The organism is Microbispora sp. ATCC PTA-5024 (assembly GCF_000511135.2).
Classification (GTDB): Bacteria; Actinomycetota; Actinomycetes; order Streptosporangiales; family Streptosporangiaceae; genus Microbispora; species Microbispora corallina.
The window spans coordinates 1,174,879-1,201,167 of record NZ_KI866522.1; the positions used below are offsets into that span (position 1 = coordinate 1,174,879).

Sequence of the window (26,289 nt, forward strand, 5' to 3'; positions counted from 1 at the left end):
CGTCCTCGTCCCGGACCACCTCGACGGGCCGGCCCAGGGCGCGTCCGGCCGCGAGCGCCGTGCGGGCCGACCGCTCCGCCTCGCCGTCCGGGCCCGCCGGGTCGTACGGCTCGACGGCGACGGCCACGCGGGCGCCGGTGAGGTCCTCCAGCGTCCGCTCCAGGTACGACCCGAGCAGCGGGGCGATCCACGGGCCGCGGCCGTCCTTCTTCCGCACGGCCTGCAGGCGCAGGCCCTCCCACCGCTCCACGACGGCGCCGGCCGCGTCGCGGACGGCGATGTCGTAGATGTAGGTGTCGCCGTCCCGGGAGCGCTCGGTCGCGCAGTAGCGCAGCACCCCCGACTCGGCCAGCGCCGGGCCGCCGCCGTGCCCCATCGACAGGTGCAGCCGCTCGATCGCGGTCGGGAGCAGGGTGGCGTCGGGCACGCAGACCTGGTTGCCGTGCATGAGCGCGTCGCGCATGCCCGGGTCGCCCAGGAGCAGCTCGGCCGGCAGGTAGGGGGCGAACCAGCCGGGCGCGTCGAGCGCGGCCACGTCGGCGTCGACGTGCCGGGCGGCGGCGCGGTGGTACCCGAGCAGCCGGTGGAAGCGGCCGCCCTGGAACAGCACCTCGCCGTACATCTCGTTCTCCGGGTCGAGCGGCACCGGCGGCAGGCCCTCGGCCTGGTCCGGCGGCCCGTCGGGGGCCTTCTCGCCGGCGAACCGCACCCGCGCCCGGAAGTGCTCGACGTCGAAGCCCGTCTCGGCGCTGCGGATGGCGACCTCGGCCGTGTCGTCGGCGGTCAGGACGGCGCCGACGCGGATCGTGGTGCTGCCCTCCGGCGGGATGATGACGGGCCGCAGGAACTCGGCCCGCTCGATCACCGTCACCGCGCCGTCGCCGCCGCGCGCGGCGGTGGCCACCTGCGACATGGCCTCCATCCCCAGGACGGCGGGGAACAGGAGGTTGCCGTCGAGGAGGTGGTCGGCGAGGTAGAGGTCGGTGCCGGCGTTCATCTCGACCTCGGTGACGAGTTCGACGCCGTGGTAGCGGATGAGCGGGGTGCCGACGAAGCGCAGCAGCGGCAGCTCGGGCGCCTCCCGGCGCACCGTGCCGACGCCCTCGGCGCGTCCGCTGACGACCACCACAGCCGGCGCGTCGGGGTCGGCGACGAGCCGGCGCATGATCTCCACGCCCTGCTCGGGCGAGATCGGCGCGATGCCCTTGCGGACCAGGCCGTCGACGACGGACAGCCGCTCGCCCATGCCGACGTCCGACCAGACCGACCACTCCATGCAGATCGTCCGGCAGTCCGGATGCCGCGCGGCGAACTCCTCGGTGAGGCCGGCCAGCCACTCGTTGGCGGTGGCGTAGTGCGCCTCGCCGTGGAGGCCCGCCCGGCCGATGATGCTGCCGAAGGTGACGAACAGGCGCAGCGCGTCCGGCTCGACGGCGGCGAGCACGTTGCGCAGGCCGCCCACCTTCGGGGCGAACGTCCTGCGGAAGGCGTCGGCGTCGAGGCCCGCCAGCCCGCCGGGCTCGTTGCGCCCGGCGCCGTGCAGCACGCCGGTGACCTGCCCCAGCGCCTCCTGGATCTCGCCGACGGCGCGGCGGACCTGGGCGGCGTCGGTGACGTCGGCCCGCGCGTAGTGCACGGCGACGCCGGCGTCCGCCATCCTCCGCAGGTTGGCGGCCAGCTCGGGATCGGCGGCCGGGTCGGAGCGGCCGAGCACCGCGAGCCTCGCCCCGCTGTCCCCGGCCACCGCCAGCGCGCACTCGGCCGTGATGCCCTTGCCGCCGCCGGTCACCAGCAGCACGTCGGACGGGCCGAGCGGCTGCCGCTCCCGGGCGGGCCGCACGGGCAGGGCCCGCAGGGTCGGCACCCGGCGGGCGCCCGCCTCGTCGTAGTGGACCTCGGCGAAGTCCTCGGTCGCGGCGACCTCGGTCACCACCCGGTCGGCCGCGTCGGTCCCGGCCGGGACGCGGACGATCGTCGTCCGGACGTGCGGGGCCTCCAGCCACAGCGTCTTGCCGAGCCCGGCGGCGCCGTTGCCGTGCTGCACGAGCACGAACCGGGTGCCGCGCGGAGCGGCCAGCGCCGCCTTCGCCCCGAGGAGCGCGTGCTGGACGTCGTCCTCGGCGCAGTCCGGCGGCAGGCAGACGAGCACGCCGCTCCCGAGCCGCGCGCGCTCCAGCGCGTCCCGCAGGGGCTCGGCGGCCGGGTACTCCCCGGGGGCGAACACCTGCCAGGTCCCGCTCTCCTCCGCGGCGCTGCGGGCGGGCGCGGGCACCTCGTCCAGGTCGACCGCGAACGGCCGGGCCCAGGAGGCGGCCGGGGCGACGACCTGCGCGGCCGCCTGTCCCCCGTTGCCCACCAGCGCGTCGAGCGCGTCGGCCAGCTCGCGCAGGCTGGCCGTGGCCAGGTTGGTCGGGGCCTGCCCGGCCGGGACGCCGAGCCGCTGAGTGGCCTGGTCGATGATGTGCATGACGGTGACCGAGCTGAGGTGCAGCTCGTCGAGCGGCCGGCTGTCCTCGCCCACCATCTCCAGCGGCAGCTCGGCCCGCTCGGCGGCGAGCCTGCGCAGCAGGTCGATGCTGGACGCGGCGCCCTCGCCGTCCTGAACGCCGGTCCCGGCCGCCGGGGACGCCGCCGCGGCGGGCTCCTCGGCGCGGCGCACGGCGGCGCGCAGCTGCACCTGCGGGGCCTGCTCGGCCGGGCTGGCGAAGAACGAGAACTCGGCGCCGACCTCCAGCGGCCGCACGAGCCGCCCGTGGAACAGCTCCTCGTGCAGGACGGGGGCGCCGACGACGTAGGCGGCGCCGGCCACCCGCAGCAGGCCCGCGATCGACTCGTCGTCGGTGTCGAGCGCGACGGCGGGCACGTCGGTCGCGGCGGAGGCCAGGGCGGTGAGCACCCGGCCCGGGCCGACCTCCACGAACAGGTCGATGTCCTTGGCCGCCAGCTCCACCGCCTGGGTGAACCGCACCGGCTCGGTGATCTGCCGGCGCAGCAGCGCCGGGATGTCGGCGTCCGGCCGGAGCGCCTCCGCCGTGACGGTGGAGACCACGCGCCGCGCGACCCGGTCGAACGGCTCGCCGGCGAGCCGCTCCCCGAACGCCTCGGCGGCCGGCTCGACCAGCGGCGAGTGGAAGGCGTGGGACACCGGCAGCGAGGTCCAGGTGAGCCCGGCCTCGGCGGCCCTGCGGCCCACCTCCTCCACCGCGGCGACCGGCCCGGCGACGACCGTCTGCTCGGGGCCGTTGTAGCCGGCGATCACCACGGGCAGGCCCGCGACGAGGTCGGCCACCGCCGGGGGGGCGGCGCGGACGCCGGCCATGGTCCCGGCCTCGGTGCCGTGCTCGGTCATGGCCCGGCCGCGGTCGCCGGCCAGCCGGAGCAGCGCCTCCTCGTCCATCGCCCCGGCCCAGTGCAGGGCCGACAGCTCGCCGAGGCTGTGCCCCACGGCCACCTCGGCCTCGACGCCGAGCAGCGACAGGGCCCGCAGGCCCGCCGTCGACCCGGTGACGATCCGCGGCTGGGCGACGGCGGTGGCCACCATGTCCCCGGCCGTCGGCAGCGCCGCCCGGACGTAGATCTCCTCGACCTCGGCGAGGCGGCGGCGCAGCGCGCCCCCGCTGGTGCCGCGGCCGGATCCCTGCCCGGGGAACAGGAAGCCGATCCTGCCCGGCCCGTCGGCCCGGCCGAGGAACGCCCGGCCGTCCGGGGCGAACAGCCGGTTCTCCCCGCCGTCGAGGGCGTTGACGACCCGGCCCAGCTGCCGCTCGGCGTCGTCGGGAGACGACACCACCACGGCCGCCCGGTACGGCAGGTCGCGCAGCCGCCGCTGGAGGGTGGCGGCGAGGTCGGCCAGCTGGGCGTAGGACAGCGCCGGCACGAAGCCGGCCAGCTCAACCAGCCGCTCCCGGAGGTCCTGCGGGGACGCGGCGTCCACCAGCAGCAGCTCGGCGTCCTGCAGGGAGGCGGCCAGCGTCCGGGTGCGGGAGGGCAGCGACCGGCGGCGCGGGCCGCTCCTCTCCAGCACGACGTGGGTGTTGATGCCGCCGAAGCCCATGGCCGTGATGCCGGCGCGGACCGGCAGGGCGTCGGGCCAGGGCTCGGCCTTGCGGAGCACCCGCAGCGGGGCGCCCTCCTGTGTGAGCACCTGGTGGGGCTCGACGCAGCCGATGGCCGGCGGGAGGACCTGCTCGTGCACGGCCATGGCGGCCTTGATGAGCCCGGCCACACCGGCCGCGGCCTTGGCGTGGCCGATCATGCCCTTGATCGAGGTCACGGCCGCGGGCGGGGCCGCCGCGTCGGCGTCCGCCCGGGCGGTCGACAGCGCGGTGAGCTCAGTCATGTCGCCGACGGCCGTGCCGGTGCCGTGGCCCTCGAACAGGCCGACCGTCTCGATGCCGAACCCGGCCCGCTCGTACGCCCGGCTCAGGGCGAGCCGGTAGCCGCTGACCTCGGGCCGCGTCATGCCGCCCCGGCCGTCGGACGAGATGCCCCAGCCGGCGATGGTGGCGTACACGCGGCGGCCCGACTCGGCGGCGTCCTCCTCGCGCATCAGCACGACCATCCCGCAGCCCTCGCCCGGCCAGAAGCCGTTGGAGTGCCGGTCGTACAGCCGCATCTCGCCCTTCGCGAGGGCGCCCGTCTTGGCGAAGCCGATGATCTCGAACGGGTCGATCGACAGGTCGACGCCGCCCGCGAGGGCCACGTCCAGGTCGCCGTCCAGCAGCGCCTTGCACGCCGTCGTCACCGACAGAAGCGACGACGAGCAGGCGCCGTCGACCGTGTAGCCGCCGCCGTTCAGGTCGAAGTGGTTGCAGATCCGGCCGGCGATGGTGTTGGACAGGCCGCCCGCGAGGGTGTCCTCGTCCACGCCGGGGAACGGACTCTTGTAGGTGGCCTCCAGGTCCTCCAGGAACGCGGCCAGGCGCTCGTCGTCCCAGCCCTGCTCCTTCAGCACCGCGCCGACCGTCCTGCGGACGTACGGCCAGCGCAGGCGCAGGATGTTCGCCCGGGTGAACTCGCCGGTGAGGGTGTTGCCCACCACCACGCCCGTCCGCTGCCGCGGCAGGCCCTCCGCCTTGGGGAAGCCGGCGTCCTCCAGCGCCCGGCCCGCCATGTCGAGGGCGAGCCAGTGCGTGAGGTCGGTCGACCGGTACGTGCTGCCGGCGATCTTGTAGCCGATCCGGTCGAACGTGTAGCCCTCGATGACGGCCGCGTTGCGCGCGTAGAACTTGTCCGGGACCGACGGATCGGGATCCCAGTAGTCCTCCAGGCGCATCCGTTCGTCGGGCAGACGGCGGAAGGCGCGGCGACCGGCGAGAGCGTTCTCCCACAGCTCTCTCGGCGAGGCGGCGTCCGGGTAGCGGCACGCCATGCCGACGATCGCGATCCTGCTCATACGGACGCCGCCTCTTTCCCGTTCAGCGAGGCGGGGCCGGCCGCGACGGCCACCGGGGCCGCCATCGGCGACGGCGCCAGCGCCGGGTCGGGGGCCTGCGCGGGGGCGGGCGCGGCGGCGGCCTGCTGGCGGGCCTTGTTCACGAAGTGCAGCGCCCAGAAGAAGCCGCCCCGGATGGCGCAGACGCCGGCCGTGGCGAAGAACAGGGCGTACGAGATGTGCACCGCGGTCAGCAGGCCGTACAGGAGGGCGACGCCGCTGCCGAAGGCCATCTGCGAGGCGGGCTTCGACGGGCTCGTGCCCGGGTCGGTGATCATGTAGTTGCTGAACAGCACGAACGCGACGCCGGTCATCATGCCGAGCGCGGCCGGGATCGACGTGCCGAAGAAGATCCCGCGCACGACGGCCTGGAGGGCGAAGGTGCCCACCCACCCGACGATGAGGGGCATGCGGCCGGTCAGCTTGCCGTTCAGCATCGTGCCGCCGAGGATGATGATCGACGGGACCAGCCAGTCGATCCAGGTGTCCACGTTCTCGGTGAAGTGGTACGGCGGGGCGATGCTGGCCCAGGGGAAGACCAGCAGGATGACGGCGATGCCGAAGTTCGACGGGTTCATGAAGTGCCGCATCCGGCCCTTCACCGGGGCGCGCAGCACCCACTTGGCGCCCACGGCGACCACGACGCCGAAGATCAGCACGAGGACCTGGTCGTTGACGTAGGTCAGCATGTTCATGGCCAGGCTGGTGATGTGCGCCGGGTACAGGAACTCGACGAGTCCCCGCAGGCCGTTGCCCTTGTATCGGGGCGCGCGTCCCTCCGCCCTGGCGGCGATCCACTCGAGGCCGATCTCGGTGGTGTAGCCGGTGGCGAGGGCGAGGAAGGGCCACACCCACGGCTGCTCGAAGCCGAGGACGGTGTACCCGATGATGTTGAAGACCGAAATCGAGATCGCGAAGTTCCTCAGCGCGATGACCACTTTGGGGTCGTGGCGCGGCCCCGCGGCGGGTGGGGTGTTCTCAGCCATGTGGATCACTTCTCCTTGGCCTGCAGACCGAGCTCCAGCGAGTGGCGGCCCGGGGTCAGCTGAAGGTCCTGTTCGCGCACCTGTCCGGTGCGGTCGCGCCACTGCAGGTGCACCTTCACCGGCCCGGTGACGTTCTGGCCGAGGCCGAGGTGCACGTCGGTGGTGCGGCGGCCGGAGTGGCCGCTGCTGCCGTCCACGCGGCCGATGTACATGCGGCCGTCGGCGGTCATCGCGCAGACCTGCGCGCCCGTGGCCGGCGAGCCCGGGGCGGGGAAGCGACCGGCGACCGGCGTCTCGGCCCTGGTCAGGTGCAGGTCCAGGTACGCGCCCTGGGAGGGGCTCTGGTTCTGGTAGAAGATCGGCGCGTCCCACTGGCGGGCCACGGCGAAGTCGAGGCGGCCGTCCCCGTCGGCGTCACCGGTCGCGATGCCGCGGGTGGGCACCGGGACGGCGAGACCCAGCTGCGGGGCGAGGTCGGCGTAGCGGCCCTCCGGGCCCTTCACGAAGAAGTGCAGGGTCTGGTTGCCCGCGATGTCGTCGCCGGCTCGCGCGTTCGGCCACCAGGTCGGGTTCTGCAGCAGCTCGTCGTTGGCCGTGGCCAGCTCCTGCAGCTGCGGCCACCGGTCGGTGTAGCCCTTCACGAAGCCGGTCGCCTGCGCGATGGCCGGCTCGCCGCCGTTGTTGAAGTCGTCGATCTTGACGTCCCAGCCCCAGCCGGACCACGCGGTCTGCGACGGCCCGCTGCGGTCCACGTACGGCGCCACGCCGTCGCGGAGGCTCGCCCGCATCTCGGTCTGGTCCTTGGCCGTGGAGACGAACTCGAAGTTGCTCTCCTCGATGCCCCAGGAGGTGGTGATGTTGCTGACGAACATGTCGTAGACGCCGTCGTGGTTGAGGTCGCCGAAGTCGACGCCCATGCCCTTGAACGAGTCGTGGCCGACCGTCTTCGACTTGGGGATCAGCGGCGAGCGCACGCCCTCGACGAGCGACAGCTTGATGTGGCCGGGCGTGGAGCGGTTGTAGAACATCCGGTCCGGGCCGAAGTCGTTGGCCAGGTACAGCTCGGGAAGCTGGTCGCCGTCGAGGTCGTTGGCGGCCGCGCCGAGCTCCCAGCCCTTCGATGCGTCCTCGGGGAGGACGTGGTCGAGCCTCTGGTAGGCGACCGACGGCTTGTCTCCGCCCTTGGCCGCGGTCCAGCGGAAGAAGTGGTCCTCGCCGCCGTTGTGGCCGTTCGACATCGAGTGGTTCATGTGCACGCCGCCGTTGGCGGTCGGGTCGAGCACCGGGCCGTCGGCGAAGTAGTTGCCGATGAAGATGTCGTCGTGCCCGTCGCCGTCGAAGTCGGCCACGGTCGCCGCGTTGGTGTTCCACTGCGGGCCGGTGTACACGCCGTTGGTCGAGTTGGGGCCGGGCACCAGCTCGGTCGGCTGGTACGTCGTGGCCGACAGCCCGGACGCGCCCGCCTTCGCGAGGTAGACGATGGGCGTGCGACCCCACATGTAGACGAGCAGGTCGAGCCGGCCGTCCTCGTTGTAGTCGCCGGGGACGCAGCCCATCGGCGCCATGTGGTCGTTGACGGGCAGCGGCGCCGGGTTCAGCGCGAACGGCTTGTACCGGTTCGCCTTGGCGCCCGGCGTGGGCGTGACGACGACCTGGTCGATCCGCGTGTCGACGAGGCACAGGTCGTTGGACAGGCCGTCACCGTCGAGGTCGTTCATCGCGATCGCCGCGCCGACCGAGGAGATCCAGGCGTCGATGTGCGTGTAGTCCTTGTTGACCTTGCGGATCGACTGCTGCGGGTAGCCGCTCGGCAGCGCGATCGACAGCGGCTTGAACGAGTACTTGCTCGCCATCTCCGCCGTCTGCGCGGCGGAGTACGAGGGCAGGCGGGCGATCAGGAAGACGCTCGTGACCAGGACGAGCGCCACGATGCCCGGCAGCTGCCTGCGCAGCCAGCCAAGGGTCGCGGTCACTGGGTAACACCTCCAAGGGAAACGAATTCGGCGGCGATGCGCTGCCGCCACGCCTCGTAGGCGGTCCGCTCGCCGTCGTCCACCGGCTGCGGTGGCCGCACCTGCTGGGTGACCAGGGCCGCCTGCTCCGCCGTCGTGCCGCAGAAGATCTCGCTCGCGAGCCGGGTGTGGTCGCCGAGCAGCCCGGCCCGCACCCTCGCCTCGGCGGCGAAGGCCGACCCCTGGGCGACCTGGGAGCGGTGCACGCCGGCGCGGTCCCACAGCTCCCGCAGCTCGTCCTCGGGCGCCCCGCCGGCGTACGTGGCGGCCAGGCCGGCGCCCGCGTAGAGGTCGGCGTGCCGGTGCGCCGGGTACCGCTCGATGAGCGAGACGGCCACCTCGGGGTCGGTGCCGCCGACGAACCACAGCGCCCGCCCGATGCCCTGGTCGATGGCGCGGTTCGCGTACGGCCGGGTGCCGTCGGCGGGCCAGGGGAACGCCGGGTCCTGGTACTGCCCGGTCACGTACTGCTCGGTCCTGAAGTACGCCTGGTGGAAGCCGTAGCCGTCGAGCACCAGCCAGCGCAGCAGCGGGTCGAGGGTCTCGGCCTTGGGCCACAGGAACCGCGGCAGCCGGGCCATGGCCCAGCCGATGCCGACGTAGACCATGTAGATGTGCTTGTCGCCACGGCCGGCCAGGAACTCCTCCGTCTTGCGGCCGCGGCCGAAGGGCAGCGCGTCGAGGATGGCAAAGGCCATGCCCGCGCCCTCGTAGGCGAAGCCGCGGAAGCGCTCCGGCACCTGCTCCAGTCGCTCCTCGGCCTCGGCGGTCGTCCGCGCCTCGGCCGCGTACGCGTACCCGGTGAGAAAGGTCTCGCCGACCTTCTCCAGCAGGTCCCGGGCCTCCGGGGTCTTCACGTGGAATCCGCGCGTGGACATCTTCGTCTCGGAGATGTCCGGCGTCATGATTCGGCGTCTCATTGAACGCAGAAAGCTCGTCAATTCCGTACCGCCCTCCGGTCGGCCCTTTCTTCAACGGGTGATCTTTTATTATTCGAATTTATTCACACGTATCGGGCCGCGGGCCACTTCAAGAGTGCCCACTTGTGCCGATCCACAAATCGACGACATGACGGAACGAACGCGCGGCGAATTCGCCCGCGTTTCTAGAACCGCCGTCAACGGTGTTCCGCACGGCGCAGGCGCCGTCCGCCCCCGCCGGGAGGGTCAGCCGGCGACGCGCTCGGACGCCGCGACGCGGGCGCGCACGGCGGCCCGCCACAGCTCGTAGGCCGGGACGCCGCCCGAGGGGGCGGGGTCGACGGCGGTGTCGTCGGCGAGCGCGGCCGCGTCCGCGACCGACAGGTCCGCGAGCGCCGCCGTCGCGACCTCGGTGTGGCCCGGGACGAACCCGGAGTAGCTGCGGGCCTTCCCGGCGAACACCGAGCCCTGGGCGAGCTCGGCCCGGTGCTCCCCGGCCTCCCTGCGCAGCTCGGCGAGGCCGGCGGCGTCGCAGCCGCCCGCGAAGGTGGCGGCCAGGCCGACGCCGCTCCACAGGTCCGCGTGGCGGTGGCTCGCGAAGCCCCGAACGGCCGCCGCCACACCCTCGACCCGCCCACCGTGGATGAACCACAGCGCCCGGCCGATCCCCTGGTCCACGGCCCGCAGGAAGTACTCCGGCGAGCCCTCCCAGGCGTACGGCGCGGGGACGCGCTGCTCGTCGACCCACCGGCGGGTGTCGAAGTACGCCCGGTCGAACCCGTAGCCGTCGACCGCCAGCCAGCTCATGGTCGGGTAGTACGGCGACCCGCTCATGTCGGGCACGACCTTCCTCCAGAGCGGACGGGGCAGGCGGGCCATGGCGAAGCCGATGCCGATGTAGGTGAGGAAGATGTGCGGCCGCCCCGGTCCCGTCATGAGGTCACGGGTGCGCGTGCCCCGGCCGCCGCCCATGGCGTCGAGCACGGTGAAGGCCATCGTGGCGCCCTCGTAGGCGAAGCCGCGGAACTCGGCGTCGACCAGGCTCAGCCGGCGCTCGACCTCCCACTGGTCGCGCGCGTCGATCCCCCACTCGAACCCGCAGATCACCGATTGCGGAATGGCCTCCAGCCGGCGGGTGGCGTCGGTCGGCGTGACAGGAAATCCCCGCACCTCGAATGTCACGTCGGCCAGGGACGGCGTGAGCAGGAGCCTGCGTACGGAACCGAAAAACGTTGGCATGAAAAGGCCGCCTCCTCAAGCTTCACTTCGGATTCCGGCGGTCGCACGCTGGCGGCCGGACCATTCCATGGTCATATGCGAGGTCCTGGGAAACATCTCCCGGATTGCGGCACCAAGACCGAGTCTCGTTTGTCGGGTGATCTTTTGTTTCGTCGTGGCGACGTTCCCGGATCGGCCGGTTCCCGCCGGGTCGCGGGAGCTGTCCCAGCGGGCGGTGCCGGCGCCGCCTGGGGCGACCGCCGCCTGATGACCGCCGCCTGATGACCGCACCTCCGAGGGGATCGTCGTCGTGATCGCCGCCGGTGGGATACTGGCCGCATGCCCCGGCGACCCAGGACGGACGGAAGCAGCAGCCCCGACACATCGACGATGCTGCGGGCGCAGCACGCCGAGGCCACTCGCCGCGCCGTGCTCGCCGCCGCCCGCTCCCTGTTCGGCAGGAAGGGCTACGCCCAGACGTCGGTGGACGAGATCGCGGACGCGGCCCGGGTCACCAAGGGCGCCGTGTACCACCACTTCGCCAGCAAGGAGGCGTTGTTCCGCGCCGTGTACGCGGAGGTGGAGGCCGAGACGGAGGCGCGCGCGACGGGAGCCGGAGACCCCGGCGGGGCGCCGGTCGACCAGATCATCGCCAGGATGAACGCCTACCTGGACGCGGCGCTGGATGAGGAGACCCGGCGGATCGGGCTGATCGACGGGCCGGTCGTCCTCGGCCAGGAGATATTGGATGCGGCCGACCGGCAGCGGGGCCACGTCGACCTGCGGTCGTTCATCGCCGCGTCGATCGCGCGGGGCCAGATCGTCGACCTCGACCCCGACCTTCTCGCCCACCTCATCCGGGGCACATTCGGGCTGAGCGGCATGCTGATCGCCCACGTCGGCGATCCGGAGAAGACCAGACAGACGCTCGGACAGGCGCTCCACGCGATGCTCCAAGGTCTGGCCGCGGGCAAGGAGCGGTGACCTCGCCGGCAAGGCACGCGCCTGATCACGAATGGTGTGAGCACCGCGCACACCGCACCTGACGAACACGCGTCGACCGGGATTGTCACACTGACATACCAAGAGTATGTTTTATACCTATGGAATCCGGAAGACTGGAAACCCGTCTCGGACCACTGGCCTGGCAGAGTCGCGGCCGAGGACCGGCGCTCGTCTTCTTCGCCGGGGCGCTCGCGAACCACGACCTGTGGCGCGACGTCGTCGCCGCGCTCGAAGACCGCTACCGCTGCATCACGATCGACCTCCCGCTGGGAGCGCACCCCTGGCCGATGACGCCCGGAGCCGACCTGTCGTCCACCTCGCTGGCCCGGCTGCTGCTCGACTGCCTCGACCTGCTCGACGTGGACGACGCCACGGTGGTCGCCAACGACACGGCCGGCGGGCTGCTCCTCCTGTCGCTGGCCACCGGCCATCCGGCTCTCGGGCGCGTGGGCAGTCTTGTCCTGACCAACTGCGACAGTTACGACCAGTTCCCTCCGGACGCACTCAAGAAGGCGGCGGCGCTGTCTCGCACACTGCCCCGGCTCGCCCGGGCGTTTCTTCGGCTACAGCTCCGATGGCCGGCTCTGCGGCGCAGGACCGTCTCCGCCGTCACCGCGTACGGACTGGACCACGAGCGGGCCGAGTCGTTCTTCGGACCGGCACGACGTGATCGACGTGTGGCCGGCGATCTCGTCGCGGCCTCGGCCGGTTTCCGCCCGCGGCTCCTCACGGATGCCGCCGAGACGATCCCGCGGTTCGGCCGGCCCGTCCTGCTGATCTGGGGCGAATCGTGCGACTTCTTCCCGATGACACACGCGCGACGGCTCGCGTCCGACTTCCCCCACGCCACGCTGGTCGCCGTTCCCGGAGCCAAGACCTGGGTCCCGGTCGACAGTCCGGCCGCGGTGGCCGGCGCCATCGCCGATTTCGTTCCGGCACCGGCCTCATAGGACCGTGACCTGTTCGGGCCTTGATCGGGGGCCCGGTCCGCGCCGAGTGGCTCACGCCTTCTCCGCACGGATCGAGTACGTGAGGGGGATGCGCGGAGCGCCCTCGCGATGCCGGTAGACCTCGCCGTCGTGGCGCTCAAGTGACTGGCGTTGGAGGTAGAAGGTGTAGTCGTGCTCGTGGAGAAACCGGATCCGCAGCCCGGCTCCGGCGATCGCCGAGACGACGGCCGACAGGCTGTGCCGCCACTCGACGGTCTCGTTGTCCTCGGTCACCGCCGTCTCATCGGCGTACGTTCCGGCGCCTCCCGAGGCTTCCGGGCCTTCGTTGAAGTAGTCGTGCGTGACCGTGCTTCCGGTCTCGTCGTCGAGGACGAAGCTGAACGATGGGCACCCGCTCGTCCCAGTACGCCTTGTTCAACTCCCGCCAGCGCCCTGCCTGGTCACCCATGAATCCGGACGATATACGGAGGCGGGCCGGCCTCCTACGGTCCGGCGCCCGTCGTGGGGGCGGGGTCTCGCGTCCACGTCTCCGCGTCCGCGGGAGGCGCCGTCGTCCGCGTCGCCCGGACCGATCGCAGGATGACGACCATGCAGGCCGTCCCGGCCGTACCGGCTCCGCAGACGACCGCGTACGGGGGAACCGACGCGGCGATGGCGCCGCCGGCGATCACGCCGAGCCCCTGGAGGGTCATGAGGCCGGCTCCCAGCAGGGACATGGCGCTGCCCCGCACCGCCGGAGGCACCGCTTGCACGAACCACTGGTCCATGCCGAGCGTGTAGGCGGCGCACAGCCCGGTGAGCAGCAGGAGCGCGACCGCGAGCGGCAACGGCGGATGGACGGCGAACGCGACCATCGGCAGCATCGACCCCGCTGCCAGCGGCAGTGCGATCCGCTCGCGGGCGGCCGCCCCGAGCACAGTGCCCGCCAGCACCTCTCCCACCGCGGTCCCCGCGGGCATCGCGGCCATGAGGAGCCCGAACCCCGCCGAGCCCGCACCCGCGGCGTCCGCGAAAGGCGCGGCGGTTCCCTCGGCGACGATGAAGAACATCGGCGGGATCCACCACATCAGCAGCAGCGCGCGGACCCGGGGGATACCGAGCAACCGCCGGGCGGAGGCGATCGAAGCGCGCATCGTCGCCCCGCCCCCCCGACACCCGGGCCGGACGGCCGCGGGTGCCCAGACGCAGGAGCAGCGCGGAACCGAGGAAGGTACCGGCGGTCACGTGCAGCGCGGCGCGGGGTGACAGCCATACCAGGGCCAGTCCGCCGAGTCCGTAGCCGATGATCTGGGACCCCTGCGAGACCGTCCGCACCAGCGAGCGGCCCAGGACGTACAGGTCACCGGACAGGATGTCGGCCAGGCTCGCCGCCCGGGTGCCGGTGAACACCGGCGACATCATCGCGAGGGCGAAGCGGAGGACGAACACCGCCGCGAGCGGGGTCGCCGGGACGGCCATCAGCGTCACGCAGCCGGCCGAGAGCAGGTCGCAGGCCACCAGCACCCGGCGGGCGGGATATCGGTCGGCGATGCCGGAAAGCAGGAGGCGTGCGGTGTCGCTGCACGGTGGCGAGTCAGGCCTGAGGCCTTCTCATCCGGAGACGACCATGCCGGGTCGCGTCGCTGCGGCGTGTGCGACGAAGGCTGGTGCCGGCGGTTACGGGGCCGGCGTGGGGACGGCCGTGCCGGGCGCGGTGAGGGCGGCGAGCAGTGTCGCCGAGACGACGCGCGCGGCATCGCCGGCGTCCAGCCTGCCGGCGGCGGTGTCCTCCGCCGCGGCGTGCATCAGGCTGAACACGGTCGTGACGAGCCACCGCTCGGGCAGGTCGTCGCGGAAGACGCCGGCGCGTCGCCCGTTGTCCACGATCGCCTGGACCCGTTGCAGGGTCCGGTCGTGGACGGCCCGGATCCGTTCCGGGGGCAGTTCGCGCTGGGCGGCCTGAAGCACGGAGTGGAACTGGTGGACGATCTGCCAGGAGGCGCCGACGAGCCGGGTCAGCGCCTGCCCCGGGTCACCGGTGGTGTCGGTCGCGTCGAGCGCGGCGTCGGACTGCTCCATCGTGCGCGTCAGGACGGCGTCGACGAGGTCTGCCCGGGTCTTGAAGTGCCCGTAGAGCGTGACCCGGCCGACCCCCGCCGCCTTGGCGATGTCGGCAACGCTGGCGTCGGCGTCGCGGGCCAGGCAGAGCTGGGCCGCGTCCAGGATGGACCTGATGTTGCGCCGGGCGTCGGCTCGCCGCTCGGTCTGCGCCGCGGGGGGCTGCGCGGACCGCGACCTGTCGCCGGCGCCGCGCGGTGTGGCTGCCATCTTCGGTCCTGTGCTCCCCGGGCCGACGTTTCCCACCAACTCGAACAGTGTAGTTCACGTTGCCACCGCGTACCGCTTCCTCGCCCTGCCGCGGCCGGCCAGAGGCGGCGCAAGAAGGCCAAGTCGGACACGAATGTTCGACTTGGTGATAGCGTCAGAACCTGAACATATGTGTTCAGGTTGGCGGTTGATCGACCTCGCCGTCGACAACGCCAGGGTGCCGTCCCGTACGGCCTCACCATGCCCGCGAACCGGAGACAGCGAGGAACACATGACCGCACATCGCCCGGACGACCGTGACGACGCCTCCGCGCCGGCCTTCCTGACTCGCCGCCACATGCTCGGCGCCGGGACCGCCGCCGCGGCGAGCGGTCTGCTCCGATTCCCGCCCTCGGCGCATGACGGGCACCCGCGCTCGGCGCCTTCCCCCCACATGAAGGTGGTGCGTACGCCGGAGTCCCGATTCCGCGACCTGGCCGACTACCCGTTCGAGCCGCACTACGTCCACGTCGACGCCGGCGACGGCTCCGGTGACCGGCTGCGGGTGCATTACGTCGACGAGCGGCCGGCCGCCGCGGTGAGGCCGTCCGGGCAGACGGTCCTGCTTCTGCACGGGGAACCGTCGTGGAGTTACCTGTACCGGCACGTGATCCCGCCGCTCGTGGCCGCCGGGCATCGCTGCGTCGCCCCCGACCTGGTCGGGTTCGGCCGCTCCGACAAGCCCGCGTCCCGTTTCGCATACACCTACCAGCGTCATGTGGACTGGCTGCGCGAAGCGGTGTTCGACAGGCTCGACCTGCACGACGTGACCATGGTGTGCCACGACTGGGGTGGCCTGCTGGGCCTGCGACTGCTGGCCGAGCACCCCGGCCGGTTCCGCCGTGTGGTGGCGACGAACACCTATCTGCCGACCGGGGACCAGGACGTCGGCCGGGCCTTTCACGCGTGGACGCAGTACAGCCAGCGGGCCGACCCGTTCGACGCCGGATCCGTCGTCGAGGCGGGCACGCTCGGCGAGCTCAGTCCGGCGGTGAAGGCCGGATACGATGCGCCGTTCCCGGATGAGAGCTATCGGCAGGGCGCCCGCCAGTTCCCCCTCCTGGTGCCCACCACGGCCTGGGACGAGGCCACCGTTCCCAACCGCAACGCGTGGGCCGTGCTGCAGACACTGTCCATACCGTTCCTGTGCGCGTTCAGCGACCACGTGATCCTGCTGCCGCAGGCGCCGGACACCGACGACCCGAGCTACGCCGTCCCCAATCCCGACCAGTGGTTGCGCGAGCGCATCCCGGGCGCCCACGGCCAACCGCACACCACCATCGCCGACGCGGGCCACTTCGTCCAGGAGGACCAGGGCCCCAGACTCGCCGCGATCGTCAACGCCTTCATCGAGTCGACGCGGTGGTGAATACCCCGTACGAGGGCTTCCCGGACGTCAGCGGATGACGGCGGCGCGCCAGGCGCCGGGGCCCGGGACGACGGGGCCGCGCAGCAGGCGGGCGCGGCGCGCCCGGTCCTCGGCCGCGTCGCGCGCGTCCCCCTCCGACCGGGAGGCGGCCGCACCGGCGCTGATCACCATGAGCAGCGCGGCGATCTCCTCCGGCGTCGGGTTCCCGCGAACCACCCGGATCAGCGGCGCGTCGTCCATCGGACCTCCCGTGACTCGGCGACGCCTCGAGCGTCGCCCGCGCGGGCGGGCGGCCGCATCCTCCCGCGTGCGCACCCCGCCCCGGCTCCGGTGGCCGCGGTGGCCGCGGCCCGATGTCGGCCGCATGGGACGGGACGAAGGCGTCGCTCAGGCGACGGCGTGGTCGCCGAACTCCAGGCTGGACGGCAGGTCGGCCCGCCTGCTGATGTTGAGCTTGCGGTACGTCCGCGTCAGGTGCTGCTCGACCGTGCTGACCGTGATGTAGAGCTTCCCGGCGATCTCCCGGTTCGTGTACCCGGCGGCGGCGAGCGCCGCGACCCGGCGTTCGGCGTCGCTCAGCACCTCGACGGGCTCGGGGGACGGCGGCGCCGGCACGCGGATCGGCTCGGGGCGGCTCGGCAGCGCGAGGGTGAGCGGGTCGGCGCGGCACTCGACCGCCAGCGCGTGGGCCCGCGCGGCGATCAACGCCGCCCGCCGGTTCTCCCCCAGCGCGTTGCAGGCGTCGACGAAGTCGCACAGCGCCCGAGCCAGCTCGTACCGATCCCCCGCCTCCTGCAGCAGGTCGACGGCCTGGCGCAGCAGGACGGGCCGCTGGTGGGGGTCGGAGACGGCGGCCAGCAGCCGGGTCGCCACACCGCGCTCGCGCGGGCTGTCCGGGCCGCAGAGGGCGAGCTGGGCCTCCACGAGCAGGCGGGCCTGGTCGGGCCGCCCCATCCGAAGGAGAGCCTCCGCCGCCTCCGCGCGCCACGGCACCAGGCCCGGCGCGTCGAGGTCCCAGCTCGTCATCAGCTCGCCGCACAGCTGGAAGTCGCGCAGCGCCAGCGCCGGCAGACCGGCCGCCATGCCGTACCGTCCCCGGGCGTGCAGGTACTGCAGGCCGTACCGGGTCTGGAACACGGCCTCCCCGACCGGCTGGTCGAGGTGCTCGCGCACCGCGTCGTAGCGGCCCATCGCGGTCTGCGCGATGATGAGGCTGCCGAGCGGCCCGCCCACGGCGACGCCCCAGCTCGCGGGCGGGACGGCGGCGAGCGCGGCCCGGGCGTGGTGCTCGGCCGCAGGCATGTCGCCCTGACGGATCGCGATCTCGGCGCGGACCGCCGCCAACCGGGCCACACGGCTCGGGGCCTGCGCCGGTGGCGCCTCGCCCGTCAGCAGGTCCCACCAGGAGGCGGCCCGGTCGCTGTGGCCGCCGTACGCGAGCGCGAGCAGCGCGCTCTCCACCGTGTCGGTCGCCGCGTCCGTGGCCGCGTGCCCGAGCCGGCTCGCCTGGAGCACGCGCTCGACCGCCTCCACGTCGCCGTCCCGGGACCCGCGGGACAGCGTGTCGCTCAGCGCGCGCGCCGACTCCAGCCGCCGCAGGGCCGACGGCGACAGCGCCGGCGGCGAAGACCGCAGCGTGGCCCGCGCAGGCCCCCGCAGCGGGGCCGGCATGAGCGCAGGCGAGGCGTGCCCAGGCTCGCCCCCCTCATACGGCCCCGAGGGGTGCGGCTCCGCGAGATATGGCTCCGAGGCGTGCGGCCCGGGAACGTGTCGCCCCGGCGTGTACGGCCCCGAGGAGCCGGCGGCCCGCCCTTCCCCGCCGAGCAGGCTCTCCAGGAACGGCGGATGGGTGGCGCGCAGCCACAGCCGGGTGACGGCGAGCTCCACCGTCGTCTCCGCATCCGCCGCCGTGGAGGGCACGGCCGCCTCGGAGAGGGCCGCCCTCCCGGAATCCGCCGCCCCGAAGGGTGCCGCCGTCGCGGAAGGGGCCGTCGTCGCGGAAGGGGCCGTCGTCGCGGGACCGGTGCCGTGGGGCGCGGGACCGGTGCCGTGGGGCGCGGGGGTCGCCGCGGCGCGTTCGACGCGGGCCAGCACGTCGCGTGCGTCGTCGAACCGGCCGTGCCACAGCAGCGCGCGGGCGAGGACGACGGCGTCGCTCCCCCGCAGGCCGCCGCGTCTGGCGGCGTCGGCCAGGTGCCCCAGCTGGGCCGCGGGGGTGCCGGGATCCAGCCGCCACTCGGCGGCCATGAGCAGCATGCCGATCCGGAGGCGGCGCTCGTCGTCGCACGCCCGCCACGCGAGCCGCAGGTAGTCGGCGGCGGGGCGGGCCCGCCCGGCGCGCAGCGCGCATTCGGCGGCCTCGACCAGCACCGGGACGGCCCAGGGAAGGTCCGCCGTCCCGGCGTCCACCAGATGCCGCGCGACGACCTCGGGCGCGGCGCCGGCGTCGTGGGCCAGCTGGGCGGCCCGGCGGTACAGGCCGGCGCGGTCGGGGCCCGCGAGCTCGGCCAGCACGGCGGCCCGGGCCGCCTCATGCCGGAACCGGCCCCGCTCCACCAGCCCGCAGGAGGTGAGCGCGTGCAGTTCCCGCATGACGTCCGCGGGCCCGACACCGAGCAGCCCGGAGAGCAGGTCGGGGCCGCCGAGCACGGCGAGGGCCCGGGCCGCCCGGAGCGTCGACGGCGCGGCGCGGTGCAGGCAGGCCAGCACGGCGGCCGCGTAGCGCTCACCCGTGACGAGCATGCCGGGAGGGGCGCCTCCCGCGGCGCGTGCCGCGTCCCGGTAGTCGTCGGCCAGCGCGCCCGCCAGCAGCGGGTTGCCGCCGCTGGCCGTGTGCCACTGCTCGCCGAGCCGTTCCGCAGCGTCGCAGTCCACCAGCCGGGCGACGTGGGAGACGACGCCCACCGGGGAGAGCGGGGCGAGGCGCAGCCGCCGGCAGTGCGGCTGGCGCAGCACCTCCGTCTCGAAGAACTCGTCCGGGCCGCCCTGGTCGGAGCAGCCGAAGACGGCGAGGATCCGGGAGACCCGCAGGCGCCGCGACAGGTAGGCCAGGCAGAGCAGCGAGGCCCGGTCGGCCTGGTCCACGTCGTCCACGACGACGAGCAGCGGGTAGCGCTCCGACAGCCCGAGCAGGATGCCGCACAGGCCGTCCACGATCCGGGCGTCCACCTGCTGGAGGGTGTCCGCGGCGGGCCCGGACGCCGGCGCGCTGCGTGCGCCCTCCTCCAGCAGGGCGGCCGCCCGCTCGCGCTCCCCGCGGACGAGCGGCGCGTCGCGGACGAGCTGGCCCAGCACGCCGAACGGCAGGTCGCGCTCCATGCGGGAGCCGGTCGCGGTGACGGGCAGCGCGCCGTGCTCCAGCGCCTGCTCCGCGAACGCGTGCAACAGCGCGCTCTTGCCCGTGGCGACGGCGCCGCCGACCAGGGCTATCCTGCCCCTGCCCATGACCGCGCTGGCGAGCAGGCCCTCCAGGGCGGCGATCTCCTCGTCTCGCTCTACCAGGACCATGACCGGCCTCCGTCGCGGATGCGCGCGTGACACAACACGGGCTCAGAAGGGCAGGGTGCGGCCGGACGGGGTGCGCAGGTCGAGCGGGCCGCGCACGCGGGTCCCCCCGCCGCGCCGCCCGGGCCTCCTGCACTGGATCCGCCGCATCGCGCGCCACCTCTCCGTACGGCCTCCGTGTGGCGGAGGCGACGCAGGCAACGCTAGGGACGGCCGCCTTCCCCGCGTTATCGCCGCGCTATCGCCGGGCCCGGCCGCGTCGTGCCGCTGTGGGCGGACCCGGGGCGTCGCCGCTGGTCACGACCCGAAATAGGCCGAATAGGAGTACGGCGAGAGCATGACCTGGATCTGATAGGAGTCGGTCTCGGCCCGCATGCGGAACGTCAGCGCGACCTCCGGATAGGCGGCGCTCAGCCCCAGACCCACGAAGTAGCGGTCGCTGTCGAGGACGATCCGGTAGAGACCGCGGTCGAACCTCCGCCCGCGCCACATCTGGACGCGGCCCTCCCGGTCGGTCTCGGCCTCGGCGACCGAGCTCCAGCCGCCGTTGTCGGCGTGGTCGAGTCGCGTGCGGACGCCGGCGGCCGATCGGCCGTACACGCCGTCCAGCGCTTGAACAGCAATGCCCATGTCCACGCCACCTTATCCGCCCGGTACGCCCCCAGGGGCCGCTTTTGTGTGCCGAACCCGGCACCTGCGCGGCGCGCACCCGCCCGGGACGCGGTCCAGCCTCACGTATTCCGCTATCGGCGTCCCATCGGCCCTCTATCGCCATATGGACGGGAGATCGGGCCGTACGACCCGGCGAATGCCCCGCGCCCCCTCAACAAATGCCGATATTTATCGGAAAAGCGCCGAAAAAAGTCGTTTACCACGCGCGTGACCTGCGGTGATGGCGATCGAGAAGCGCGCCGATAAGAAGCGGATGGCGGCCCCTGTGAAGGTGAGCACAGATCGACCGAACGCCAGGCAAAACCCCACTTACGCGACACGACACGAGGTAGGCAGAAATGAGCGAGACCTTCGGCAGCCCCGCCTTCCGACTCACCTTCTCCGTCGCCATCGCCGTCCTCGTGGCCTGCCTCGGCCTCGTCGCGATGAGTGCGCCGGCCGCCGCCGACTCGGGTTCGCTGACCGTGACCGGCACGCCGACCCCCGTTCCCACGCCGATCGCCACGACCGACGGCACGCCCTGGGACTGAACGCGCAGGCGACCGGCCCGCAGCAACGGCCGGGGACGGATGTCCCCGGCCGTTTTCCATGTCCTTTTTCCGTAACTAAGTGCTATTAAGAGCAATGTCCGGAATAAACGAACGAGCATCCGCCTAGCCCTCGTCCATCAACAGGGGTACAATCCGCACGAAAGAGACATCGCGTACAGAGCGACTCTGGGTGGTGGCGGCGCCATCACTCACCCGGGGGGGACCGGGGTCACCGGAAGGAGCTGACTCCACGGCGATTGTCGGCACCGGCGGTGCGCAACACGGTTTACGCGCTTGATGTCTAGGGACGGCCCCAATACGGCGGAGCCTATCATTACGACGCCTTAATGTATTGGGGACATCGGCCCGCCACCTGTCGCATCCGGGGGGCGGAGACCTCGACGAGCACGACCGCGGTTGTCTTCAGGGAGATGCGGTGGAGTTTCGGGTTCTGGGGGCGCTGGAGGTCGACGCGTCGGGTAAACGCCTTGACCTTGGGGGGATCAGGCAGCAGACCGTCCTCGCCGTACTGCTGCTCGACGCGAACCGGGCCGTGACCACGACCCGTCTGATGGAGGCGATCTACGGGGACGACCCGCCCACGACCTCGCGGGCCCAGGTGCAGATCTGCATCTCGGCGCTGCGCCGGATGTTCGCGGCCAACGGGGAGTCGAGCCTCATCACGACCCGGCCGCAGGGATACGCGATCCACGTCGAGGACGAGCAGATCGACTCCCACCGGTTCGAGAACCTCGTGCTGCAGGCCCGGCGGGCCCGCGAGAGCCGCGCCTACGACGCGGCCGTCAAGCACTACCGGGAGGCGCTGGCGCTGTGGCGCGGCCCGGTGCTGGAGGGCATCGAGAGCAGGATCGTGCAGTCGGCCGCGGCACGGCTCACCGAGCACCGCATCACGGCCAACGAGGACTGCATCCAGCTGGAGCTGGAGCTCGGCCGCCACCACGAGCTGGTCGGCGAGCTGACCAGGCTGGTAGAGGATCACCCGCTGCGCGAACGGCTGCGCGAGCAGCTGATGCTGGCGCTGTACCGGTCGGGACGGCAGGCCGAGGCGCTGCACGCTTACCGCGAGGCCCGCGCCACGATGATCGAGGAGCTGGGCATCGAGCCCAACGAGCGGCTCCAGCAGCTGGAGTACGCCATCCTCACCTGCGACGAGCGCCTCGACCTGCCCGAGCAGCCGGTGCAGGTGACGCTGGACCCCCCGGTCGCGCTGCCGAGCGTGCCCGGCATGCTGCCGACCGGCATCGCCGACTTCACTGGGCGGGCCCGGCAGGTCAACGAGATCCGGCAGCGCCTGATGAGCGCGTCGACGCGGGCCGCCAGGTTCGCCGTGCCCATCATCGTCATCGTCGGCAAGGGCGGCATCGGCAAGTCCACGGTCGCGGTGCACGCCGCGCACAGCGTCGCCGACCACTTCCCCGACGGCCAGCTGTTCGCCGACCTGCACGCGGGCGTGAGCCGGCCGGTCAGCCCCGCGCAGGTGCTGGAACGGTTCCTCCGCGTGCTCGGCGTCCCGGGAAGCGGCCTCCCCGAGGGGGTCGAGGAGCGGGCCGAGATGTACCGCGCCCTGCTGGCCGACCGGCGGATGCTCATCGTGCTCGACGACGCGGGCAACGAGGGCCAGGTGCTGCCGCTGCTGCCGGGCAACCCGGCCTCGGCCGTCATCGTCACCAGCAGGAGCCGGCTCGCCGGGCTGGCCGGGGCCATCCACGTGGACCTCGATCTGTTCGACTCCGACCAGTCGATCGACCTGCTGTCGCGCATCGCCGGGGCCAAGCGGGTGCAGGGCGAGGCCGAGGACGCCGCCGAGCTGGCCGAGCTGTGCGGTCACCTCCCGCTGGCGCTGCGCATCGCCGGCGCACGCCTGGCCGCCCGCCCCCACTGGAGCATCTTCCAGCTCGTGGAGCGGCTGAAGGACGAGACCCGCAGGCTCGACGAGCTCAAGCACGGCGAGATGGGGATCAGGGCCAGCATCTCGCTGACGTACGAGGCGGTGAGCGCGGACGCGCGGCGGCTGTTCCGCCGGCTGGCGATCCTCGACTCGCACCTGTTCTCGGCCTGGACCAGCGCCGCGCTGCTCGACCTGCCGCTTCCCGACGCCCAGGACCTGATCGACGACCTGGCCGACGCGCAGCTCGTCGAGACGACGGGGGTCGGACGGGGCGTGCACACCCGCTACCGCTTCCACGACCTCATCCGGGTGTTCGCCCGGGAGCGCCTGGCCGCCGAGGAGTCGCCCGCCGAGCGCAACGCCGCGCTCGCCCGGGTGCTCGGGGGCCTGCTCTACCTGGCCGACGCCGCCCGCAGGCGCGAGTACGGCGAGGACGTCCTGGTGCAGAACGACGCGCCGAAGTGGCCGCTGCCCGAGAGCCTGGTCGACCGGCTGATCTCGCCGCCGCTGTCGTGGTTCGAGCGCGAGCGGCTGTTCCTCGTGTCGGGCATCCGCCAGGCGGCCCAGGCCGGGTTCGTCGACCTGTGCTGGGCGCTGGCCGCCAACGTCGTGCCGTTCTTCGAGTCGCGGGTCTACCTGGACGACTGGCGGGAGACCCACGAGATCGCGCTGGAGGCCACCCGGCAGAGCGGCAACGCCCGCGGGCAGGCCGCGCTGCTCTACTCCCTGGGCTCGCTGTGCATCAGCGAGCAGCGGTTCGTCGACGCCCAGCGCAGCTTCGAGGCGTCGGTCGAGCTGTTCCGGCAGGTGGGCGAGGACCAGGGGGTGGCCCTGGCGGTCCGCAACCTCGGCTTCCTCGACCGGATGAACGGCCGTTTCGACGCCGCGATGAAGCGCTACCAGCAGGCCCTGGAGATCTTCCGCACCACCGGAGACCAGGTGGCCGCGGCCTACGCCCTGCAGAACCTCGCCCGGCTCAAGCTGGAGTGCGACGACCTCGACGGCGTGATGCCGCTGCTGTCGGAGGCCCTCACGCTCAGCAAGGCCGGCGGCAGCCGGCGCGTGTGCGCGCAGGTGCTGCACCGCATGGGCCACCTCCACCTGCAGTCCGACGACCTCACGCAGGCCGAGGAGGTGTTCCGCGAGGCGCTGGCCGTGGTGCGGGACATCGGCGACCCGACCGGCGAGGCGTACGCGCTGCACGGGCTGGGCATGGCCCGGATGCGGCGGGGCAACGTCGCCGAGGCCGAGACCGCGCTCCGCCAGGCGTTGACCCTGGCCGGCACGTCCCATCACCAGCTCGCCGAGGCCCGGGTCCTGGTGGGGCTCGGGGAGCTCGCGATGGCGGACGGCGACCCCTCCCAGGCCGTCACCCGGCTGCAGGAGGCCGTGACGCTGTTCCGCAAGATGCAGGCCCCGCTGGACGAGGCGCAGACCCTGGTGACGCTCGGCGAGGCGCTGCTCGCGCTCGACGAGGACGCCGCCGCCGACGCCGCGCTCAACCGCGCGATGGCGCTCAGCGAGCGCATCGACCCTCGGGTCGGCGCCTCCATCCGGAAGGTGCGGCAGGGCCGGCTGGAGTCGCGGGCCGCCGTCACCGACCCCCCTTACCACCGGTGACCGCGGCCCCGTCCGCGGGATGCCGGCGGGCCCGCGGGGTGCGGGCGTCGCCTCCCCGCGCCAGGGCGGCGGCGGTGTTGACGATCGACACGTGGCTGTACGCCTGGGGGACGTTGCCGATCTGCCGGCGGGCGGTCACGTCGTACTCCTCCGACAGCAGGCCGACGTCGTTGCGCAGCGACAGCAGCCGTTCGAACAGGCGGCGCGACTCCTGGGTGCGGCCGAGCAGGGCCAGTGCGTCGGCCAGCCAGAAGGAGCAGGCCACGAACGTGCCCTCGCCGCCGGGCAGCCCGTCCACGTCGTCGGCCTTCTGCCGGTAGCGCAGCACGAACCCGTCCTCCATCAGCTCACGCCGGACGGCGTCGACCGTGCCGGACACCCTGGGGTCGTCGATGGGCAGGAACCCGAGCCGGGGGATCAGCAGCAGGGCCGCGTCCAGGCCCTTGGAGCCGTAGTACTGGGTGAAGGTCGTGCGGCCGGGGTCGTAGCCGCGGGTGCACACGTCGTGATGGATCTCCTCGCGCAGGGCGCGCCAGCGGGCCACGGGCCCGTCCATCCCCTGCCGTTCGACGGCGGAGACCATCCGGTCGGCGGCGACCCAGGCGAGGATCTTGGAGTGGGTGAAGTCGCGGCGGGGGCCGCGCATCTCCCACAGCCCGTTGTCGGGCTCCTTCCAGGCGCCCTCGAGGTACTCCATCAGCGCGCACTGCACGTCCCACGCCTGCTCATCGGCGCCCAGACCCTCCTCGCGGGCCAGGTGCAGGCAGTCGATCACCTCGCCGTACACGTCCAGCTGGAACTGCCGGGAGGCGGCGTTGCCCACGCGGACCGGCCGGGAGCCCTCGTAGCCGGGCAGCCAGCCGACCGTCCACTCCGGGATGCGGCGGGCGCCCTCGATCGTGTACATGATCTGCAGGTCGGCCGGGTCCCCGGCCACCGTCCGCAGCAGCCAGTCGCGCCAGGCGGTGGCCTCCTCGTCGTACCCGGCGCGCATGAGCGCCTGCAGGGTGAAGGTGGCGTCGCGCAGCCAGCTGTAGCGGTAGTCCCAGTTGCGCGGGCCGCCCAGCTGCTCCGGCAGGGACGTCGTCGCCGCCGCCACCAGCCCGCCGGTCGGGGCGTAGGTGAGGGCCTTGAGCGTCAGCAGGCTGCTCCGGACGGCCTCCTCGTACTCGCCCTCGTACGTGCAGCGGCCCAGCCACTCCTTCCACATCCGCCCGGCGCCCGCGAGCGAGTCCATCGGGTCGGCCGGATCGGGACGGCCGAGCCACGACTCCCGCCAGGTCAGCACGAACGGCACCCGCTCCCCCGCCGAGACCGCGAACGACGCCGTGGTGCGGTGCGGGCGGCGCTCGTGGCGGAGCGTGACGGGGGCGCGCAGCCAGGTGGCGTTGGGGCCGGCGACGGCGGCCAGCTCGCCGTCCTCGCCGCGCACCCAGGGCGCGACGTTCCCGTAGTCGAAGCGCAGGACCATCTCCATGCGCATCTCCACACGGCCGCGCACGCCCTCCACGATCCGCACCACGTCGGGCGCCTCGCCGCGGGGCGGCATGAAGTCCAGCACGCGTACGCACCCCTCCGGGGCGTCCCACTCCGTCTCCAGGACCAGCGTGCCGTCGCGGTACCGGCGGCCCGTGGACGGCCGGCCGTGCGCGGGGGCCAGCAGCCAGCGGCCCGCCTTCGGGCCGCCGAGCAGCGCCGCGAAGCAGGCCCCGGAGTCGAACCGCGGCAGGCACAGCCAGTCCACCGAGCCGTCGCGGCCCACCAGCGCGGCAGTGTGCATGTCGCCGATCAGCGCGTAGTCCTCGATGCGCATG

The 26,289-nt window shown here is 73.2% G+C and carries 17 protein-coding genes and 1 pseudogene; 5 read left to right on the forward strand and 13 right to left on the reverse strand.

The features are described 5' to 3' along the window. The 5 genes from MPTA5024_RS05305 to MPTA5024_RS05325 form a co-directional block, all read right to left on the reverse strand. A partial coding sequence (locus MPTA5024_RS05305) for a type I polyketide synthase (RefSeq protein ID WP_063794622.1) occupies positions 1–5,395 on the reverse strand: 5,395 nt, incomplete at its 3' end. Further along, entirely contained in the window at positions 5,392–6,420 is a 1,029-nt protein-coding gene (locus tag MPTA5024_RS05310) for a hypothetical protein (RefSeq protein ID WP_036323296.1), read from the reverse strand. The genes MPTA5024_RS05305 and MPTA5024_RS05310, both read right to left, overlap by 4 nt. A 5-nt stretch (positions 6,421–6,425) precedes the next feature. Next, positions 6,426–8,393: a CRTAC1 family protein gene (locus MPTA5024_RS05315; RefSeq protein ID WP_036320380.1), complete on the reverse strand. Its 1,968-nt coding sequence runs from the start codon at positions 8,391–8,393 to the stop codon at positions 6,426–6,428. Continuing rightward, positions 8,390–9,352 carry a DUF1702 family protein gene (locus MPTA5024_RS05320; RefSeq protein ID WP_051457724.1) on the reverse strand — a complete coding sequence of 321 codons (963 nt, stop codon included), beginning with the start codon at positions 9,350–9,352 and terminating at the stop codon, positions 8,390–8,392. Before MPTA5024_RS05320 ends, MPTA5024_RS05315 begins: the two co-directional genes overlap by 4 nt. 246 nt (positions 9,353–9,598) lie before the next feature. Then, positions 9,599–10,591 (reverse strand): DUF1702 family protein, encoded by a 993-nt coding sequence (locus tag MPTA5024_RS05325; protein WP_036320381.1) that lies wholly within the window; start codon positions 10,589–10,591, stop codon positions 9,599–9,601. A gap of 318 nt (positions 10,592–10,909) precedes the next feature. Between MPTA5024_RS05325 and MPTA5024_RS05330 the strand changes: the two genes are divergently transcribed. Further along, positions 10,910–11,554 (forward strand): TetR/AcrR family transcriptional regulator, encoded by a 645-nt coding sequence (locus tag MPTA5024_RS05330; protein WP_084369429.1) that lies wholly within the window; start codon positions 10,910–10,912, stop codon positions 11,552–11,554. A 119-nt stretch (positions 11,555–11,673) separates the two neighbouring features. Next, the gene (locus tag MPTA5024_RS05335) at positions 11,674–12,525 is read left to right on the forward strand and encodes an alpha/beta fold hydrolase (RefSeq protein WP_051457725.1); all 852 of its coding nucleotides are present in this window, start codon (positions 11,674–11,676) and stop codon (positions 12,523–12,525) included. 51 nt (positions 12,526–12,576) lie between these two features. Here the strand turns inward: MPTA5024_RS05335 and MPTA5024_RS05340 are convergent, their stop codons facing one another. From MPTA5024_RS05340 to MPTA5024_RS05350, 4 genes and pseudogenes are all read right to left on the reverse strand, one after another. Next, positions 12,577–12,798, reverse strand: coding sequence for a hypothetical protein (locus MPTA5024_RS05340; RefSeq protein ID WP_051457726.1), 222 nt, complete (start codon positions 12,796–12,798; stop codon positions 12,577–12,579). Between the two features lie 209 nt (positions 12,799–13,007). Next, positions 13,008–13,658: a hypothetical protein gene (locus MPTA5024_RS43230; protein WP_232326211.1), complete on the reverse strand. Its 651-nt coding sequence runs from the start codon at positions 13,656–13,658 to the stop codon at positions 13,008–13,010. Positions 13,659–13,674: 16 nt separating this feature from the next. Further along, a pseudogene (locus tag MPTA5024_RS44580) lies at positions 13,675–14,067 on the reverse strand (MFS transporter); the annotation flags it as partial. Positions 14,068–14,181: 114 nt separating this feature from the next. Beyond that, positions 14,182–14,832: a TetR/AcrR family transcriptional regulator gene (locus MPTA5024_RS05350; RefSeq protein WP_036320385.1), complete on the reverse strand. Its 651-nt coding sequence runs from the start codon at positions 14,830–14,832 to the stop codon at positions 14,182–14,184. Positions 14,833–15,103: 271 nt separating this feature from the next. Here MPTA5024_RS05350 and MPTA5024_RS05355 point away from each other — a divergent pair, with 271 nt between their 5' ends. Beyond that, complete coding sequence (locus MPTA5024_RS05355) at positions 15,104–16,240, forward strand: haloalkane dehalogenase (RefSeq protein WP_232326212.1); 1,137 nt, start codon at positions 15,104–15,106, stop codon at positions 16,238–16,240. A 27-nt stretch (positions 16,241–16,267) separates the two neighbouring features. On the opposite strand, the gene MPTA5024_RS05360 is transcribed toward MPTA5024_RS05355, so the two are convergent. The 3 genes from MPTA5024_RS05360 to MPTA5024_RS05370 form a co-directional block, all read right to left on the reverse strand. After that, positions 16,268–16,480 (reverse strand): acyl-CoA carboxylase subunit epsilon, encoded by a 213-nt coding sequence (locus tag MPTA5024_RS05360; protein ID WP_036320386.1) that lies wholly within the window; start codon positions 16,478–16,480, stop codon positions 16,268–16,270. Between the two features lie 147 nt (positions 16,481–16,627). Beyond that, positions 16,628–19,747, reverse strand: coding sequence for a helix-turn-helix transcriptional regulator (locus tag MPTA5024_RS43235; protein ID WP_036320388.1), 3,120 nt, complete (start codon positions 19,745–19,747; stop codon positions 16,628–16,630). Between the two features lie 294 nt (positions 19,748–20,041). After that, positions 20,042–20,374 (reverse strand): hydroxyisourate hydrolase, encoded by a 333-nt coding sequence (locus MPTA5024_RS05370; RefSeq protein WP_036320390.1) that lies wholly within the window; start codon positions 20,372–20,374, stop codon positions 20,042–20,044. A gap of 380 nt (positions 20,375–20,754) precedes the next feature. Here MPTA5024_RS05370 and MPTA5024_RS05375 point away from each other — a divergent pair, with 380 nt between their 5' ends. Next, entirely contained in the window at positions 20,755–20,946 is a 192-nt protein-coding gene (locus MPTA5024_RS05375) for a hypothetical protein (protein ID WP_036320392.1), read from the forward strand. A 436-nt stretch (positions 20,947–21,382) separates the two neighbouring features. Beyond that, on the forward strand, positions 21,383–24,475 hold the full coding sequence (locus MPTA5024_RS05380; RefSeq protein ID WP_084369430.1) for an AfsR/SARP family transcriptional regulator: 3,093 nt from the start codon (positions 21,383–21,385) through the stop codon (positions 24,473–24,475). Here MPTA5024_RS05380 and MPTA5024_RS05385 read toward each other — a convergent pair. Beyond that, positions 24,450–26,288 carry a glycoside hydrolase family 15 protein gene (locus tag MPTA5024_RS05385; RefSeq protein ID WP_051457729.1) on the reverse strand — a complete coding sequence of 613 codons (1,839 nt, stop codon included), beginning with the start codon at positions 26,286–26,288 and terminating at the stop codon, positions 24,450–24,452. The two genes, MPTA5024_RS05380 and MPTA5024_RS05385, sit on opposite strands and share 26 nt — an antisense overlap. Position 26,289: the final 1 nt, after the last annotated feature.